We start from the raw sequence: 17,250 nt of genomic DNA on the forward strand, positions 1-17,250 counted from the left end.
TATCCGTTTTTGGCCACAACCGGCCTCTTGGTCATTAAAACACTTATAAATCTGTGCGTATTTGACCACCATCACCCATAGAGAGGACTACAGGAAGGGAATACAGGGCAAAAAAGGGGGTCACAGGGCAAGGGGGGTCGCAGGACAGGGGGATCAGGGGGGTCGGAGGACAGGGGGATCAGGGGGGGGTCGCGGGGCAAGGGGTCGGGGGAGAGCCCAGGGCAAGGAGGTCAGAGGGGCGCGGGGGGCGAGGGGGATCACGAGACAAGGGGGTCTCAGGGCAAAAAAGAGGGGGCTGGACTAAATCCAGGTCCCCTCCTCCATTGAACGATACCGGTCGAACCAAGCCGTTCGAACAACCTGATTCCTGAAACGCGTTATTCAGCGGCGTAGAGATCCTTCAGCTTCTGCAGGTGATCCCAGCGGTCCATGGCAGCCTGCTCGTTCTCGGCGAACAACTCGCTGGCACGCTCGGGGAACTCGCGGGTCAGGCGGCTGTAACGAGCCTCGTTCATGAGGAAGTTCTGGTACTCGCCCTCTACCGGCTCCTTGGAGTCGATGACGAGCTTCTTGCCCGGCGCACCCTCGGGGTTGAAGCGCAGCAGGTTCCAATAGCCGCAGTCCACGGCCTTCTTCATCTCGGTCTGGCAGTTGGCCATGCCGCCCTTGATGGAGTGCATCTCGCAGGGGCTGTAGCCGATGATGAGCGAGGGACCCGGATAAGCCTCGGCCTCGGTGATGGCCTTGATGGTCTGATTCAGGTTCGCGCCCATGGCGATCTGCGCCACGTACACGTAGCCGTAGGTCATGGCGATCTCGGCGAGGCTCTTCTTCTTCACATCCTTGCCGGCGGCGGCGAACTGCGCCACCTGGCCGAGATTCGAGGCCTTCGAGGCCTGGCCGCCGGTGTTGGAGTACACCTCGGTGTCGAACACGAACACATTCACGTCCTTGCCCGAGGCGAGCACATGGTCCAGGCCGCCGTAGCCGATGTCGTAGGCCCAGCCGTCGCCGCCAAAGATCCAGACGGACTTCTTGGTCAGATACTCCTTGTTGGCCAGGATGCCCGCAGCAAGCTCAGCCACCTCGCCAGTGCCCTCGGCCGCGCCCTCCAGGGCCGCGATGTAGGCCGCTGCAGCGCCCTTGGAAGCCTCGGCGTCGGTGCGGACCTCAAGCCAAGCGCGCGCCGCATCGGCCAGCTCGCCGGCCGCGCCTCCGCACTCGATGAGGGCCTCGGTGTCCACGACCACCTTGTCCTGCACGGCCTCGTAGCCCAGAAGCATGCCCATGCCGTGCTCGGCGTTGTCCTCGAACAGCGAGTTGCTCCACGCCGGGCCGTGGCCGTCGGCGTTCACCGTATAGGGCGACGTAGCCGCCGGGCCGCCCCAAATGGACGAGCAGCCCGTGGCGTTGGCGATGTACATGCGATCGCCGAACAGCTGGGTGATCAGGCGCGCGTAGGAAGTCTGGGCGCAGCCGGCGCAGGAACCGGAGAACTCCAGCAGCGGGCGCTTGAACTGGCTGGCCTTCACCGAAGTACCCTCCAGCTCTTCCTTGCGGGCAACCTCGTTCACGCAGTAGTCGAACACCGGCTGCTCATCCAGCTCGTCAGCGATGGGCTGCATGGCCAACGAGTCGGTCGGGCACTGGATGACGCACAGGCCGCAGCCCATGCAGTCGAGCGGCGACACGGCCAGCACGTACTGCATGTCGGCGCCCACCTTGCCCTTCACGGGGATGTGCTTGGTCTGAGCAGGCGCTGCCGCCATCTCGGCGTCGGTCAGCGCGAAGGGACGGATGGTGGCGTGCGGGCACACGAACGCGCACTGGTTGCACTCGATGCAGGTGTCGGGCGTCCACGACGGCACCGACACGGCCACGCCGCGCTTCTCGTAGGCCGCCGCACCCAGCGGGAACTGGCCGTCCTCGTAGCCCACGAAGGCAGACACGGGCAGCGAGTCGCCGTCCATGCGGCCCACGGGGAACATGATGTCCTCCACCAGCTTCACCGTCTCGGGACGGCCCTCGATGGTCACGGCCGCCGTCTCGTCCTGGGCGTCCTTCCACGACGCGGGCACCTCGACGCGCACGAAGGCCGTGGCACCGGCATCGATGGCCTTATGGTTCATGTCGACCACGTCCTGGCCCTTGGAGGCGTAGGACTTCGTGGCCGCATCCTTCATGTACTGAATAGCCTCGGCCTGGGGCATCACGCCAGCCAGGGCGAAGAACGCCGACTGCAAGATGGTGTTGGTGCGCTTGCCCATGCCAATCTCGATGGCCAGGTCGATGGCGTTGATGAGATATAGCTTGATGTCGTTCTCGGCGATGTAGCGCTTAGCCGCCGCCGACAGGTGCTCGTCTAGCTCCTCCGGCGTCCACTGGCAGTTGATGAGGAAGGCGCCGCCCGGCTTCACGTCGCGCACCATGGGGAAGTCCTTGGTGATGTAGGACGGGTTGTGGCAGGCCACGAAGTCGGCCTTGTTCACGTAGTAGGGGCTGCGGATGGGGGCATCACCGAAGCGCAGATGCGAGATGGTCACGCCGCCGGTCTTCTTCGAGTCGTACTGGAAGTAGGCCTGCACGTACTTGTCGGTGTGGTCGCCGATGATCTTGATGGAGTTCTTGTTCGCACCCACAGTGCCGTCGCCGCCGAGGCCCCAGAACTTGCACTCGATGGTGCCGGGGGCGGCGGTGTTGGGAGCGGGAACCTCGGGCAGCGACAGGTTCGTCACGTCGTCCACGATGCCGATGGTGAACTGGCGGCGCGGCTCGTCCTTGGCCAGCTCGGTGTAAATGGCGAACACGGAAGACGGCGGGGTGTCCTTGGAACCCAGGCCGTAGCGGCCACCGGTCACCACGATGCCGTCGCGGCCCTCCACGGAGAGGGCGTTCACCACGTCCATGTACAACGGCTCGCCGATGGAACCGGGCTCCTTGGTGCGGTCGAGCACGGCGATCTTCTTCACCGTGGCCGGCAGCGCCTCTACGAACTTGGCGGTCACGAACGGACGGTACAGGCGCACCTTCACCAGGCCCACCTTCTCGCCCTGGCCGTTCAGATAGTCGATGACCTCCTCGGCCACGTCGCAGATGGAGCCCATGGCCACGATCACGCGGTCGGCGTCGGGAGCGCCGTAGTAGTTGAACAGCTGGTAGTTGGTGCCCAGCTTCTCGTTCACCTTCTGCATGTACTCCTCCACCACGGCGGGCAGCTCGTCGTAGATGGGGTTGCAGGACTCGCGGTGCTGGAAGAAGATGTCACCGTTCTCGTGGGAACCGCGCATGGCCGGGCGCTCCGGGTTCAGGGAGTGCTCGCGGAAGGCGCGCACGGCGTCCATGTCGCACATGTCGGCCAGAGCGTCGTAATCCCACACGGCGATCTTCTGCACCTCGTGGGACGTGCGGAAGCCGTCGAAGAAGTTCAGGAAGGGAACGCGACCCTTGATGGCGGCCAAATGTGCCACCGCGGACAGGTCCATGACTTCCTGCACGTTGCCCTCGGCCAGCATCGCGAAGCCGGTCTGGCGGCAGGCCATAACATCGGAGTGGTCGCCGAAGATGTTCAGCGCCTGGGTGGACACCGTACGGGCCGACACGTGGAAGACGCTCGGCAGCGACTCAGCGGCAATCTTGTACATGTTGGGGATCATGAGGAGCAGGCCCTGGCTGGCCGTATAGGTGGTGGTCAGCGCGCCCGTGGCGAGGGACCCGTGCACCGCACCCGCTGCGCCGCCCTCGGACTGCATCTCGCACACCTTCACCGTGGTGCCGAAGATGTTCTTGCGGCCCTGGGCTGCCCAGATGTCGACGAAGTCGGCCATGGGGCTCGAGGGAGTGATCGGGTAGATGCCGGCAACTTCGGTGAACGCGTAGGACACGTGCGCCGCGGCGTTGTTGCCGTCCATCGACTTGAGTTCTCTCGTCATGTTCCTCTCCTTTGCAGTGGCCCGCACCGATGGCGACCGGCTTCGCGGCCCTCGTCGCTCGTCGCGCGGGGTGGTACTGTCGCGGGAGAGTCGAGGGACGAAGCGCACCCGACGCGGGTCGGATTTGCTCTGCGAACAGAAATACCTTTTGAATATTAGCAGCCCCGCACCGGCTGACACCGCGTCACCCCCTCCCCGCCCCCGACACGGCCCGACCAGTCGGTCGGCGGGCACACGCAAGAGGGAGCCCTCGAGCAAAGGGCTCCCTCTCGGATCGCGCGCACGGCCGTCAATCGCCTGTTCAGTTTACACGGCCAGTCAGCATTTGAAGCCGTCGAAGCCGATGAGCCACGGCGGCAGCGCTCCTAAGGATTGAGGCACGCTCCAGAGGAATTGAAGCGGTAGGCCTTCCCGCCGATCGTCCACGTACCGCCAGCAAGCATCGAGCCCTCTGGGCCAGCGCCGGGCACATCCTTGGCCGGCCGCAAGTAGTACCAGGTGCTGCCGTCCTTAAACCAGCCGGTGCGCATGGCGCAGCTGGAGTCGAAGGCATACCAGTAACTCCCTATTTTCTGCCAACCCGCAGCAGCCGCACCACTGGCCTGGAGGTAGTACCACTTCCCTCCGACTTTCTGCCACCCGGTCAGCATGTACCCCGAGGAGCTGAAGTAGTACCAGGAGCCGCCCACCTGCTTCCAGCCAGTAGTCCTCGTACCGTTCGAGTTCATGTAGGCCCAGCTTGAGCCACCGTAGGGCTTTTGCCAGCGTATAGGCACAATGGAGCTATACCTCCATTGATAAGAGGGACTACTTCCAATTGCAGGCACCCCAATCGAATCTTTTCTCATCTCCTCGTAAGAGCCAGTCGTAGGGTTCATTATGGTAACCGACTGTTTACCGCTGCTGTCAGTAGAATACCCGCAAACTACAACATCGTGCCCAGTCCCTCCTCCGCTGCGAGCCAAATGAGCAATTATCGGGATTCCGCTACCGACCCAATTGCGCACATTTAAATCTGTCATAGTCCCACTTACAACAAACCCATCAACCTTTGTTGAGCCACCTGAATAGCAAAATAATCCGAGAGCAGTCACCACATTTGCATCTGTTCCGGCCTTATTATCAACGCCAAGAACTTGACGACAAATTTGCGTATCAGACCGGTTTACACCTGTGAGATAGCCGCCCACGGACGAGGAACAGGCAGCCCAACAAGTAAGACTCCCCTGCTGCTTCACCCTCCATGTGCGCACACTTGCGTTAACCCCTGCAGCAAGAGGCTCTCCGGCCTTTTCGTCAGAAAACAAGAAAGGGATCTCGTTTTTCGAAGCTTGAGTCAAAAAGCTATCATCACCATATTTCTGAAACTGATTTTGCTCGGCAAATGATCGCAACTCAGAAACAGAAGAGACGCCACCTAGAAGACGAGTATCAACCAATGAACTGACATCTGCACTTGTTCCGTTTATTGCACGCAAATGAGCGCCTGAATCGCTCAACGAAATTAGATAGGCGCTGTCCTCTTTCATAAGCCGATCGACTTCTCCGATCTCGGCAGTTGTTAGACGATACAAGATATCTTGGCCGTCATCAAACGCCAGCAAACAAGCTACCACGCTCCCCTCAGCATAAATAGGCCTGCAAATTATAGAGTAGTCGGAAGGGTCACCGCCATAAGCACGAATGGGGCTCCCCAGCCGCAACAAGTCAATACTGACATCGGGGAAATTGTAATCCTCTTGGTAATTTGCATCTCCCATCATGGCCTCCACCATGGAGGCAGCCGCTACAATATCCGACCGTTCTCTATCTGCTGCGAAGTCATCCGCAACCGCGGGTATCCTTACTGCGCACGCCACCATCACTGACAGCCAAATGATCGCTATGAGCTTCTTCAAACCCCTCATGACAGCTCCTCTCTTCTATCATTACTACCAGTTCACTTCGCCAAGAGACAAGTCCGCCCAATGGGCTCCCACCATGAAAGCTTGTCGGCATATTCGCCCATTTTGCTTCCCCAATCCTTTTGGGCGGCATCGAACGCGCTGTCTGACGCCGCCAGGTTTCCAACGTCGCGCATTTCACCCCTGCGGGATACCAAAAGCCCTCCCACATCCCAGGCATCGCATTCCACGAGATAACACGGATCCCCCCTCTCAAGAATATCAGCAAATCGATCCAAGCCATTCACCTGAATGAAAGCCTCCCCCGCAGCTCCCCGATGCATAACCTTCGATACGTAAATCAGCGCAGTCAGTGTATCTCCCCTGAACCGGGGGTAAACCGCAACATACTCCTCAATAGCGCCATCTGGCAAAATGCGATAAGCGGGTATAGGGTTTCCCAGGCAATACTCCGGCAAGGTCGCCTGCGAAACCTCCTCCTTGGCAAGAGAAGACGCGAATTCCCTGGATTCAACATCGCTTAAAACGTACTCACCATATTTGTCATAGCACCAATCGAATTGTCCCGTCGGCTCTTCTCGTACCTTTGATCCCGAGCAACCAAGAATCGTCAGCGTCATCAGAAAGACCACCACTATAAAAAATGCCCTATAGCGACCTTTTGCCCTACCACCACCTCTTATCATTCTTTCCCTCCTTCGCCAACTCCAACACGCCGATTCGATTAACATCACCCGTTGCCACGCCCCTCCTACCATCCTCCCACTCTCTGGCCCTCCACATCGTGGCGTGGTCTTTTTCGCATATACTCAGCCGCTCGCCTTCGCCTCTTCACTATCCTCGAGCAAAACGAGCGGCGAAACGGACCGTGATACTCTCCGTCAGAAAGCTAGCCCTCCAACGTGAACGGAATGTACACCGAGGAGTCGGAGACCTCCACCTCGGAGAGGATGCGCGCCAGCACGGCCGCGGATTCAATCCTCCCGGACAGAGTCACGGGGTCGGCCCCCGACGCACCTCCATACTCCACACCGATGCCGCAAACCGCATCCGCCCCGATCACGATATCGCGACGACAAGCGACGAACTCCTCAAACCGTCGCAATACACACTGACAGCCCCTCCTCGCCCCCTCACTGCATCGCCCTTCATCTGCTATACACCGCAAAGCCCCTCTTTCTTACAGGATCCTCCAAAAAATTTTTGAAAAGTTTTTGCCAGCAGCCCCGTCCTCCCGTTATGCTTAACGTCACCAAGAGGAAGGGGCTGGAACCGATTCGCGGATCGCCGAACATAGCAAAGACCATCGCCGCCCACAAAGAGGCCGTCTATCGCCTCGCCGTCAGTATGCTCGGCTCCACCGACCAGGCTGATGATGTAACCCAGGAAGCGTTTATCGCTCTCTATCAAAGCCAACTCACCTTCGCAAGCGACGCTCATGTGAGAAACTGGCTTTTGAAGGTGGCGGCCAACCGGTGCCGCAATATCATTCGCAGCCGAACGCGCCACCCTTCCCTCGCGTTCGACGAGTCACGCGCGTCCATTGAGGAAATGCGCCATGCCGCCTTCGAGCAGCGCGAGCAAGACCAGGCGCAAAAAGCGATCCTTTGGGAGCACGTCGAACGACTTCCCCTTGACTTGCGCGAAGTCATACACCTTAAGTACGTAGAAGACCTGGACACGAAAAGCATCGCCGCCATTTGCGGCATCTCGACCGGAGCCGTCCACGCCCGTCTCTTTCGCGCCCGTGCGCACCTGCGGAGCTCCTTGAAGGGAGTTGCCTCATGAGCAAGCTTGACTTTAGCGTCTATCGCGAGCAAATGCGATCGATTCGCACGCCCGACGACCTTGAGAAGCGCATCATGGAGCGCCTTAAGGAGGAGCGGCTGTTCCAAGGAATGGACTGTCCGCAAGCCACGATGCCCTCCGACACAAAACCGCACGTACGAGCGCGAACTACACCGTCCACACGACGAAAACGCATCATTATCAGCAGTGCGGCCGCCTGTTGCATTGTCCTCGCCGGCATCGCCACTGCGGCCTCTCTATCCGCACAGCCAGCGACACCCGTCCACGAAGACATATCGGCCGGGGCCATTGATACAACCGGCATGTCAGGCACCGATAGCGCGGCCGGGGCCATCAGCGAATCCGAAGTACCCGATGCCGGCACCACAGCAGAATCCAGCAACGAGGCGGAAGGGGTTGCCATTTCCGCAGAGCTGTTCTTTCAGCCCCACCTTACCGAAGAGGGAGGACACAAGCGGTGGTCTGTTGGAACCATCATGATTGAGCTGCCCGCGAGCACAAGGCAATGGCCTCAACTTGCCGTAGAAGGCGCTCCAAATCTCAAGGTAGAAGAGCCCCGTGGCCCCAAAGATGCAGCGGACGCGACCCAAATAGTGAGCTACGAGGTTGTCGCAACGGACATCGTGGAATCCTACGTAACAAACAAAGACCATCCCGGCGAACCGCAGCAGGCATTCCTTGAGATGCTGGCATCGGCGATGTTTGAAATCAGAACTACCAACGAATTCGCTCGTCTCACCTGCGATCCAGCCGCTCTTTCCGAGACGGCAGCCGCCCTCGAGGCATCCGACTCCACCGCCGGCAGCAACCGCACCATCCCCCTTGTGCCATCCTCCTAGCATCAATGCAAAAGCGGGGCCGCCCGAAAGCGATCCCGCTCCGCACCAAACACGCCAGGCGATGCACCCAGGGCGCCCCCTATGAATCCACCAGACTCTCGGCCTCTCAGCCTAGTGCACAGAGGACACGCCCGCATCGCCACACTCATTCGCGGCGGTAGAAACACTCTCTGCAGAATCGTTCCGCTTAGGAATCACAAGCAAGATGATTATGCTCGTAATCGGATCGAGCAACAAGGCCACAGCAAAAAACACCCGAGGAAGAAGCAGGAGATCCTCCTCCCCACTTACCTTGTTTTCAAGAAAGACAACGAGAGCATTCCCCTCTCATGCTTGAAAGAATACCTGAACTCCCAGACGCCGGCCGCAGCGAAAACCTGCCTCGATTTCCGGTTTTCCACCGTTTGAGGACGGGGAAGCACGGGTGTGCTGCGGTGTGACCGGTAAAACGCCTGGTCACGGTCTCATAAGAAAGCGCGTTCGCCCGACGAGATGCGAGATACGGTGGAAATCGGGAAATCGAGGCGTTTTTTGGAAAGCGGAATGCGGGGCGCGGCTTTCCCTATAATGAAGCGAAAGTCGCAACGCCCTCAGGAGGATATCCATGCAGCCCACCGCCCGCCCGTCCCTGTCCCGACGCGCCTTCGTAGCCGGCAGCGCCGCCATCGCCGCGACGCTCGCTCTGGGCGGGTGCGCGCGCGACGAGGCGGGCTCCGCGGCATCCGGCGAGCCGGAGCCGGGTGCCACGCCGCCCGACAGCGGGGTGGCCGCGGCGCTGACGGCCGTGCTGCCCTACGAGGGCGGCAGCTGCAATCCGGTGGGCGCCTCCTCGGCACTGTTCATCGCGGCGGGGTGGCACGTGTACGAGGGCCTCTACGAGCTGGATCTGCACACCTACCGCCCGGAGCTGGGGCTGGCCGCCGACATTCCCATGCAGGTGTCCGAGCTGGAATACGAGGTGACGCTGCGCGACAACCTGCGCTTCTCCGACGGCTCCGTGCTCACCGTGGAAGACGTGTGCAATGCCTTCCGCCTGAACATGGAAAGCGACACCTACGGCGCCCTGCTGTCGTTCATCCAGGCGGTGGTCGCCAAAGACGAGCAAACGGTGCGGTTCACCCTCAGCTCGCCTATGGGCTCGCTCTTGCGCGAGCGTCTGGCCCTCGTGCGGGTGTTCCCCGCGCACCTCACCCCCGAGGAACTGGAAACCGCGCCCGTGGGCAGCGGCCCGTGGCGCTACGATGCCATCGACCTCGTGGAAGGCGGGCGCATCACATTCACGCCAAACCCCTACTACGCCGGCGCCTTCCCCGCCACCTGCGAGCGCATGGAGTGGTCGGTGATCCTGGACGACGAGAAGCGCACCGCCGCCCTCACCGAAAAGCGCGCCCTGTGCATCGAGGCCGCCCCCGAAGTGCTGGCCGACCAGATCACCGCCGCGGGCGCCACCATCGAGTACGTACCGGGCTTCGCGGCCCCCTTCCTCATGTTCAACTGCCTGAAAGCGCCCTTCGACGACGTGCGGGTGCGCCAGGCGCTGCTGTACGCCCTGGACGTGGATTCCCTCATCGCGCAGATCACCGCCGGGCACGCCCGGGCCTGCACGAGCTTGCTGCCCGACTACTTCCGCGGCTACCACCGCGCCTCCACCGTGTACAGCTACGACAAGGAGAAGGCCCGCGCCCTGCTGACCGATGCGGGGGTAGAAGAGCTGGCCCTCACCCTGCGCTGCAACGACAACTGGGTAAGCGAACTGGCGGCCGCGCTCGCGGAGGACTGGGCAGCCATCGGCGTGACCGCCGAGGTGGTGCCCTACGACACCGCCGAGCTGTTCGCCGACATCTCCACCGCACCCGAAGCCGATGCCGTGCTGCCCTTCGATGTGGTGCTGTCGCCGGGCGATCCGTCCTGCTTCGGCAACGACCCCGACTTGCTCATCAACTGGTGGTACGGCGACAACGTGTGGACGCGCGCCCGCAGCTGTTGGGCCGCCTCAACGCCGTTCGCCACGCTGACGCAGCTGGTGCAGGATGCGCGTGTGACCACCGACGAAGCCGAGCAGCAGGAACTGTGGAACCAATGCTTCGACCTCATCGCAGCCGAGGCCCCGCTGTACCCGCTGTTCCACCGCGAGACGGCCACCGCCTACTACGAGGCGCAGCTTGACGGCTACGATCCCATCTCGGCCACGGGACTGCTGTTCCTGGGCACCACGCCCATGAAGGAAACCGACACCCTGTAGGAGCGGCGCAACTCCGGCCGAGGCCCCGCGTTCGGCCGAGGGCGGCGGGGGCTACTTCCAGAACAGGAAGGTATCCAGCACGTTCTGGTAAGCCCAGGGGTACACATCGGCGTACCAACCTGTTTCGGGCACCAAGCACAACAGCGTGCTGTACATCACCGACACGCCCACCAACACCAGAAACACACTGAGCATCAGCTGGCGCGCCGTGCCCTCGGCAGGCACCTGCTCGTTCACCACGAAGCACAGCAACATGGCGGCGGCCAGGAACATGAAGCTGAAGTCGGCATAGTAGCGCTGCAGAATGCCCGCCAGCTCGGCATCGGCCAAAGCCACGATGACGCCCGACGCCAGCAACACCACGATAACGCCCATGATGGTGCGCGTGAAGCGCTGACGGGCGCGCATGCCCAGAATGCGGCGCGAGAACGCGATGATCCACAGAATGGGCAGGCAGGCGAAGATGCCGCCGAAGGTGACCTCCTTGATGGTCTGCCCCATGTAGGTGGTGTCGAAGGGTGCCGGCTGCAAAAACGGGAACACGCCCGTCATGCACGGCGGCTGCAGGAAATAGGCGAAGAACGCCGGTGCCAGGCGCCCCACGTTCATACCGCGCTTGGTCATATCGTTCACCGTAAGGTTGTAGTTGGCGCCGAAGTCGGTAAGCGAGCCGAACCGCGCGTAGTTGTAGGCCATGATACCGGCAGCTACCAGCACATAGGGAGCCGCCAGGCAGGCGAACTCCCGCACGCCCGCCGCCGTGAGCAGGCGGCGCTCGGTGATGTAGGTGCGCCAGAACAGCGGGAAGGCCAAAAGCGACAGCACCAGCAACTGCGGACGGCAGCCGGCCACGAGCGCCATGCACAGCGAGCCCGCGAACAGCCACGCGCAACGGTGGCTCGACAGGCGCGAGCGCGTCCAGCAGTACAGGCCCCACACCGAGAAGGCCAGGCCGCACATAATGGGCAGCGAATAGAACGTGGGGAACTTCACCAGATACAAGATGCCGCTGCAGGCCACCAAGGGTATCTGCAGCAGCAGATACACACCCAGGCTGACGGCGCGGAAGTGATAGCGCGCGAAGCGATCGAGCAAGGCCGTGGCCCCCAGCACGAAGGCGATGGCCATGATCAGCACGCCGATGGCCGTGGGAAAGTTCGCGCCCGTGAGCAAATAGAAGGGCAGGTAGAACAGCAGCACCGGCACCACGCCGAAGTACACATAGTAGCGTCCGTCGTAGTAAGCCACATCGAACAGGTACTTCTCCCCCGTTTCCTTCTGCAGCTCATCGCGGGCGCCCTTGTCGTAGGGATCGCTCATGTCCTGCAGCCACTGGGGCGGCTCCTCTTCCAGATACAGCTTGCCCTCGGCCATCGACCGGGCCAGCTCGGCATATTGCTGGGCGTTGTCGCCGCCCACCTCGAAGGTGTTCACCAGCGAGGTGCCATCCCACGAACCGTAGTTGTAGGACGCCGTGGCCACCCCCACCAGATTCGACCCGAACAGCAGGAAGCTCGTAAGCAGCACCACCTCCACGGCCACGGCGCATACGATGCCCACCTTCGACTTGCGGGGATTCTCCACGATGCGGATGCGGTAGATGGCCGATTTCGGCCGGAAGGCGTAACCTAAAAGCATGATGCCCAGCACCGTGCCGAAGCGCAGCAAGCTGAACTCGAAGGGGCGGTGCGCGTTCAAGTAGATGCCGTCAAGCATAATGGGATACGACACATCGTCGCCCACCACCTCGATGCGCAGATTCTCCACGAGGCCCGCCGTCTGCAGGTTGATGTACTTCGTGCGCTCGCCATGAGTGGATACATCCACCAGCGGCACCCCCACCGTATACTCGGTGGAATCGAAGTAGGTCTGGTGCGCCGCATCGGTGAACTGGATTTTCAGCGTCACGTTCTGAGCCGGCTGATCTGCGGCGAAGTCCACCTTGATGTTGTGGATCTCGGTATTCAGGTGGGAGAACTCCAGCACATGGTCGATGGAGGTGAGCGGATAGGCCCCGTCCTCCGCCGGCATATCCAGGCGGTTCTCGAGATTGATGGTCTGGTATCCCGCCGATGCGAAGAAGTTGTAGTTGAACACGAACACTTCCAGCAAGGCGGCCACCAGCACCAGCAGGGCCACCACCCGCGCCACCCGCAGCAGGGTGCCGCGGTACACCAGCATGAAATGCTCGAAGGTATAGGCTATGTTCTCGCGCACGGTGGGCATGAGGAGAATTATACCGTAGGGAATTACGCCGCAGAACATTATTCCGCCAGAGCGAATTTCAATCTGCCCCGAAAGCGAAAACGGTCATACCCCGATCGTAGGGGCGGCCTTTAGACCGCCCGATTAAGTGGAAATGGACCGCATGAAAAAGGGGCGGCTCAAGCCGCCCCCTACGGGCTCCAATGCATGAACCCCATCACGCGCCCCGGAATGGCGCGCAAAGCGCCTTGGGATTACAGCTTCAACGCTTCCTTCACGTCGGCGTACACCACTTCCGGATCGCGATCACCGTCGATGGTGACCAGCAGCTCGCAACCGCGATAGTAGTCGATCAACGGACTGGTGGACGTCTCGTACACATCGAGGCGGTTGCGCACGGTGGCCTCGTTGTCATCGTCGCGCTGGTACATCTCGCCACCGCACTTCGGGCAGGTGTCGCCGTCGGCGGCGCTGCCGATGTAGCCGCAAGCGCGGCACATGCGACGCGACGTGAGACGGCCCACGATCACCTCGGGATCCACATCGATGAGCAGAGCGGCATCCAGCGGGCGACCCAGCTTGGAAAGCTCGGCATCCAGCGCCACGGCCTGGGCCGAGGTGCGGGGGAAGCCGTCCAGGATGAAGCCGTTCGCGGTGTCGCCGTCCTGCAGGCGCTCGGTCACCAGACCAATGATCACATCGTCGGGCACCAGATCGCCGGCATCCATATAGGACTTGGCCTTCAGCCCCAGATCGGTACCGGCAGCCACGGCAGCGCGCAGCATATCGCCTGTGGAGATGTGGGGCAAGCTGAACTCCTGCACCAGCTTAGCCGCCTGGGTACCCTTGCCAGCACCGGGAGCTCCCAGAAGCACGATGTTCATGTTGTTTCCTTTCAAAGATACTCGCTCTCGTCGATGGGGTCATTGTAGCAAACCAGCCCAAGACCCGCCGAGGATTTCAAGAGAACGGCGCACTCGTGGCGGAACGGGGACGCATTACGATCCCCTCCCGCAGCACTTCAACGCCTTACAAGCAAAAAGGGGCGGGATTGCTCCCGCCCCTTCGACATGCGCCGAATGCACTTCCCTACTTGAAGAAGCCTTCGTAGTTGTACATCTTCAACTGGCTCTCGATCTTGCTCATGGTGTCGAGGGCAACGCCGATCATAATGAGAATGGACGTGCCGCCGAACGCCTGAATAAGCTGATTGCCCGTAAAGAAGAAGATGATCGTGGGCACCACGGCGATCAGTGCAATGAAGATGCCACCAGGCAGTGTCACGCGGTTGATCACGTTCTTGATGTACTGCACCGTAGCCGTGCCCGGACGCACGCCCGGAATGAAGCCGCCCTGCTTGCGGATGTTGTCCGCCGTCTCCTCGGGATTGAACACCATGGAGGTGTAGAAATACGCGAAGAACACGATGAGCAGGATGGTGAGCACCCAGTTCAGCCAACCGGTGGAGCACCAATCGGCGAACGTGGTCAGCCAGCCCACATTGAAGATGGCGGCCAGCTGAGCCGGGAAGTAAATGATGCAGCTCGCGAAGATGATCGGGATAACGCCCGCGGCGTTCACCTTCAGCGGGATGTAGGTGGACTGGCCACCCATCATCTTACGACCCTGCACGCGCTTGGCGTAGTTCACCGGAATGCGGCGCTGGGCGCGTTCCACGAAGATGATCAGCGGGATGCACACCAGCACCACCGCCAAAATCACGAGGGTCAGCGCGATGCCCGTACCCAGGTCGCTCGTCAGCGTGGCCGACGAGAAGATAGCGGACGGCACACGCGACACGATGCTCACGAAGATGATGAGCGACATGCCGTTGCCGATGCCGCGCTGGGTGATGAGCTCGCCCATCCACATGATGAAGGCAGTGCCGGCCACCAGCGTGAACACGATGATGGCGTCGGTCAGAAGCTCGGGCACCTCGGTGGAGAACTGCACACCGTAAGCCGGCGACTTGAACAGCAGCAGGTAGCCGATGGCGTTGATGAGGCCGAGGCCCAACGTCAGGTAGCGGGTCACCTGGGTGATCTTGCGACGGCCGGTGTCGCCTTCGCGCGCCCAGCGTCCCACGGCGGGAATAACGCCCTGCATCAGCTGCATGATAATGGATGCCGTGATGTAGGGCATGATGCCCAGCGAGAACACCGAGAAATTCGAAAGCGCGCCGCCCGTGAACAAGTCCAGCATGGTCATGGCCACACCGGTGTCTTGGAAGGCCGAGGCAAACTCATGGAAGGGAATGCCCGGCACCGGCACGTAGGCACCGAAGCGGTACAGCGCAAGAATAGCCAGCGTGAAGAGGATCTTCTTGCGCAGCTCCGGAACCTTGAATGCGTCAAGAATTGACCTTAGCAAGGCTCTTCGACCTTTCCTCCGGCCGCCTCGATCTTCGCCTTGGCGGAAGCGGACACCTTGTCGACGCGCACCGTGAGGGCCTTGGTGATCTCACCGTCGCCCAGCACCTTCACCAGGGCGTCGGCATGCTTGATGATGCCCTTGGCCTTCAGGGAATCGCCGTCCACCACGTCGCCGGCCTCGAACTTGGCCTCGAGACGGCTCACGTTCACCGGCAGGTACTCGACGCGGTTGATGTTGCGGAAGCCGGGCAGCTTCGGCAGACGACGGGCCAGCGGAGTCTGGCCGCCCTCGAAGCCGGCGCCCTTGCCGCCACCGGCACGGGACTTCTGGCCGTTCATGCCGCGACCGGCGGTCTTGCCGGTACCGGAGGCGGGGCCGCGACCCACGCGCTTGCGGTTCTTCGTGGAGCCCTCAGCGGGGCGCAGATCCTTGAGTTCCATGTACGTAAATCTCCTTTTCGCTCTCTGACCGGCGCTTTTTCTTCTCGCCAGCCAGTGCTAGCAGCTCGCCGCTAGCAACTACCTTCTATCATGGCAACGGCGCGAACCCCACGGTCCACGCCGATTGTCATCCTAATTCCTCTTTATCTTTTTACCCCAGGTGGGGAAAAGACAGCGAGGGTTCGACAGGTGCCTGCAATTGGCCCGCCTTTGGGCCAAGCGGCCTTCGTGCCGCGCCGCGCCCCGAACAGTCAACAATCCAGCGGATTGTTGAGCACTGCCTAGGCGCCCGAGAGGGCGCGTTCTGAGCAGCGCAGCTGATCAGAACTGCCAGGTGCCTGTCGGAGCCGCAGCGGAGGCTCCGAAGTGGGAGAAATTTAAATTTCTTCCACTTCAATCAGATGTTTGACGGTAAAGATCATACCGCGCACGCTCTCGTTGTCCACCTGCTCGACGCTGTCGCCAATGCGATGCAGGCCCAGGGCGCGCAGGGTGCGACCCTGATTCGGCTTGCGGCCGATGGGGCTCTTCACCTGGGTGAGGCGCAGGGTCTTCTTAGTCTCAGCCATTAGTTCTCCTTCCCACCGAACATCTCGGCCACGGAGATGCCACGACGCTCGGCAACCTGGGCGGGGCTCTCCATGCCCTTCAGGCCCTCGGCGGCAGCCTTAACGATGTTCATGGCGTTGTCGGTGCCCAGCGACTTGGTGATGACGTTCTGCACGCCCGCGAGCTCCATGATGGCGCGCACCGGGCCGCCGGCGAGCACGCCGGTACCGGGAACGGCCGGCTTGATCAGCACGCGGCCGGCACCGTACTCGCCCAGAATCTCGTGGGGCACGGAACCCTCGGCGGTCAGCGGAACCGTGAACATGTTCTTCTTCGCGTCCTCGACGCCCTTCTTGATGGCGGTGGGCACTTCCTGGGACTTGCCCATGCCCACGCCCACGCGACCGTTGCCGTCGCCCACGACCACCAGCGCGGTCAGGCCGAAACGGCGGCCGCCCTTGACGACCTTGGACACGCGGTTGATGAATACAACGCGCTCCTGCAGCTCGGGAGTAGTGCTCTCCTGCTGACGGTTGTTGTTACGAGCCATAAGCTAAAACTCCTTCTAGAATTTCAAACCTGCTTCACGGGCAGCTTCGGCCAGAGCCTTCACGCGCCCATGATACAGGTGGCCGCCACGGTCGAACACAACTTCCGTCACGCCGTTTTCCTGAGCCAACTTGCCGACGATGGTGCCGAGCTCGGCCGCGCCCTCCACGGTGGAGCCGCTCTTGCCGGTGGCCTTGAAGGCCTCGCCAAGGGTGGAAACGCCGCAGATGGTGGTGTGAGCCACATCGTCGATGACCTGCACGTAGATATTGCTGTTGCTGCGCGTCACGCACAGACGCGGACGAGCTGCAGTGCCGGAGATCTTGCCGCGCACGCGACGATGGCGACGGGCAAGACGGGCCTGCTTCTCCTGTTGCTTATTCATAGGTTAATCCCTTCAATCAGCTACCG

Annotated in this window: 15 protein-coding genes; 3 read left to right on the top strand and 12 right to left on the bottom strand. The window is 61.5% G+C overall.

Annotated features, from left to right (window positions below; translation table 11 throughout):
• Positions 1-377: 377 nt before the first annotated feature.
• The 5 genes from nifJ to VIN30_RS08340 form a co-directional block, all read right to left on the bottom strand.
• Positions 378-3,929, bottom strand: a complete 3,552-nt coding sequence (gene nifJ / locus VIN30_RS08320) for a pyruvate:ferredoxin (flavodoxin) oxidoreductase (protein ID WP_338210770.1) — start codon at positions 3,927-3,929, stop codon at positions 378-380.
• Between the two features lie 365 nt (positions 3,930-4,294).
• On the bottom strand, positions 4,295-5,836 hold the full coding sequence (locus tag VIN30_RS08325) for a papain-like cysteine protease family protein (protein WP_338210772.1): 1,542 nt from the start codon (positions 5,834-5,836) through the stop codon (positions 4,295-4,297).
• A gap of 32 nt (positions 5,837-5,868) precedes the next feature.
• A complete protein-coding gene (locus VIN30_RS08330) occupies positions 5,869-6,519 on the bottom strand; it encodes a hypothetical protein (protein WP_338210774.1) in 651 nt (216 codons plus the stop codon).
• A gap of 203 nt (positions 6,520-6,722) precedes the next feature.
• Positions 6,723-6,938, bottom strand: coding sequence for a hypothetical protein (locus tag VIN30_RS08335; RefSeq protein WP_326425178.1), 216 nt, complete (start codon positions 6,936-6,938; stop codon positions 6,723-6,725).
• 50 nt (positions 6,939-6,988) lie between these two features.
• Positions 6,989-7,243, bottom strand: a complete 255-nt coding sequence (locus VIN30_RS08340) for a hypothetical protein (RefSeq protein ID WP_338210776.1) — start codon at positions 7,241-7,243, stop codon at positions 6,989-6,991.
• On the opposite strand from VIN30_RS08340, the gene VIN30_RS11555 reads away from it, so the two are divergent.
• From VIN30_RS11555 to VIN30_RS08355, 3 genes are all read left to right on the top strand, one after another.
• On the top strand, positions 7,181-7,621 hold the full coding sequence (locus VIN30_RS11555; RefSeq protein ID WP_420915324.1) for an RNA polymerase sigma factor: 441 nt from the start codon (positions 7,181-7,183) through the stop codon (positions 7,619-7,621). The genes VIN30_RS08340 and VIN30_RS11555 overlap by 63 nt on opposite strands.
• Entirely contained in the window at positions 7,618-8,481 is an 864-nt protein-coding gene (locus VIN30_RS08350; protein WP_338210781.1) for a hypothetical protein, read from the top strand. The genes VIN30_RS11555 and VIN30_RS08350 overlap by 4 nt, the downstream gene beginning before the upstream one ends.
• A gap of 604 nt (positions 8,482-9,085) precedes the next feature.
• On the top strand, positions 9,086-10,723 hold the full coding sequence (locus tag VIN30_RS08355; RefSeq protein WP_338210783.1) for an ABC transporter substrate-binding protein: 1,638 nt from the start codon (positions 9,086-9,088) through the stop codon (positions 10,721-10,723).
• A gap of 51 nt (positions 10,724-10,774) precedes the next feature.
• Here the strand turns inward: VIN30_RS08355 and VIN30_RS08360 are convergent, their stop codons facing one another.
• From VIN30_RS08360 to rplR, 7 genes are all read right to left on the bottom strand, one after another.
• Positions 10,775-12,988, bottom strand: a complete 2,214-nt coding sequence (locus VIN30_RS08360; protein ID WP_338210785.1) for a cytochrome C oxidase Cbb3 — start codon at positions 12,986-12,988, stop codon at positions 10,775-10,777.
• A gap of 194 nt (positions 12,989-13,182) precedes the next feature.
• Complete coding sequence (locus VIN30_RS08365; protein ID WP_326425167.1) at positions 13,183-13,812, bottom strand: adenylate kinase; 630 nt, start codon at positions 13,810-13,812, stop codon at positions 13,183-13,185.
• Positions 13,813-14,017: 205 nt separating this feature from the next.
• Complete coding sequence (gene secY / locus VIN30_RS08370; RefSeq protein WP_326425165.1) at positions 14,018-15,298, bottom strand: preprotein translocase subunit SecY; 1,281 nt, start codon at positions 15,296-15,298, stop codon at positions 14,018-14,020.
• A complete protein-coding gene (rplO, locus tag VIN30_RS08375) occupies positions 15,292-15,741 on the bottom strand; it encodes a 50S ribosomal protein L15 (protein WP_275206793.1) in 450 nt (149 codons plus the stop codon). Before rplO ends, secY begins: the two co-directional genes overlap by 7 nt.
• 377 nt (positions 15,742-16,118) lie before the next feature.
• Positions 16,119-16,310 (bottom strand): 50S ribosomal protein L30, encoded by a 192-nt coding sequence (rpmD, locus tag VIN30_RS08380; protein ID WP_326425161.1) that lies wholly within the window; start codon positions 16,308-16,310, stop codon positions 16,119-16,121.
• Complete coding sequence (gene rpsE / locus VIN30_RS08385) at positions 16,310-16,840, bottom strand: 30S ribosomal protein S5 (RefSeq protein WP_326425159.1); 531 nt, start codon at positions 16,838-16,840, stop codon at positions 16,310-16,312. The genes rpmD and rpsE overlap by 1 nt, the downstream gene beginning before the upstream one ends.
• Positions 16,841-16,855: 15 nt before the next feature.
• Positions 16,856-17,224, bottom strand: a complete 369-nt coding sequence (rplR, locus tag VIN30_RS08390) for a 50S ribosomal protein L18 (protein ID WP_326425158.1) — start codon at positions 17,222-17,224, stop codon at positions 16,856-16,858.
• Between the last annotated feature and the right edge of the window lie 26 nt (positions 17,225-17,250).

The organism is Adlercreutzia wanghongyangiae (assembly GCF_035989245.1).
Taxonomy (GTDB): domain Bacteria; phylum Actinomycetota; class Coriobacteriia; order Coriobacteriales; family Eggerthellaceae; genus Adlercreutzia; species Adlercreutzia wanghongyangiae.

Coding starts and splice junctions, on each gene's coding strand:
- rplR (WP_326425158.1), bottom strand. CDS start 17,224: ATGAATAAGCAACAGGAGAAGCAGGCCCGTCTTGCCCGTCGCCATCGT.
- VIN30_RS08365 (WP_326425167.1), bottom strand. CDS start 13,812: ATGAACATCGTGCTTCTGGGAGCTCCCGGTGCTGGCAAGGGTACCCAG.
- VIN30_RS08325 (WP_338210772.1), bottom strand. CDS start 5,836: ATGAGGGGTTTGAAGAAGCTCATAGCGATCATTTGGCTGTCAGTGATG.
- rpmD (WP_326425161.1), bottom strand. CDS start 16,310: ATGGCTGAGACTAAGAAGACCCTGCGCCTCACCCAGGTGAAGAGCCCC.
- VIN30_RS11555 (WP_420915324.1), top strand. CDS start 7,181: ATGCTCGGCTCCACCGACCAGGCTGATGATGTAACCCAGGAAGCGTTT.
- VIN30_RS08360 (WP_338210785.1), bottom strand. CDS start 12,988: ATGTTCTGCGGCGTAATTCCCTACGGTATAATTCTCCTCATGCCCACC.
- VIN30_RS08355 (WP_338210783.1), top strand. CDS start 9,086: ATGCAGCCCACCGCCCGCCCGTCCCTGTCCCGACGCGCCTTCGTAGCC.
- rpsE (WP_326425159.1), bottom strand. CDS start 16,840: ATGGCTCGTAACAACAACCGTCAGCAGGAGAGCACTACTCCCGAGCTG.
- nifJ (WP_338210770.1), bottom strand. CDS start 3,929: ATGACGAGAGAACTCAAGTCGATGGACGGCAACAACGCCGCGGCGCAC.
- VIN30_RS08350 (WP_338210781.1), top strand. CDS start 7,618: ATGAGCAAGCTTGACTTTAGCGTCTATCGCGAGCAAATGCGATCGATT.
- rplO (WP_275206793.1), bottom strand. CDS start 15,741: ATGGAACTCAAGGATCTGCGCCCCGCTGAGGGCTCCACGAAGAACCGC.
- VIN30_RS08330 (WP_338210774.1), bottom strand. CDS start 6,519: ATGATAAGAGGTGGTGGTAGGGCAAAAGGTCGCTATAGGGCATTTTTT.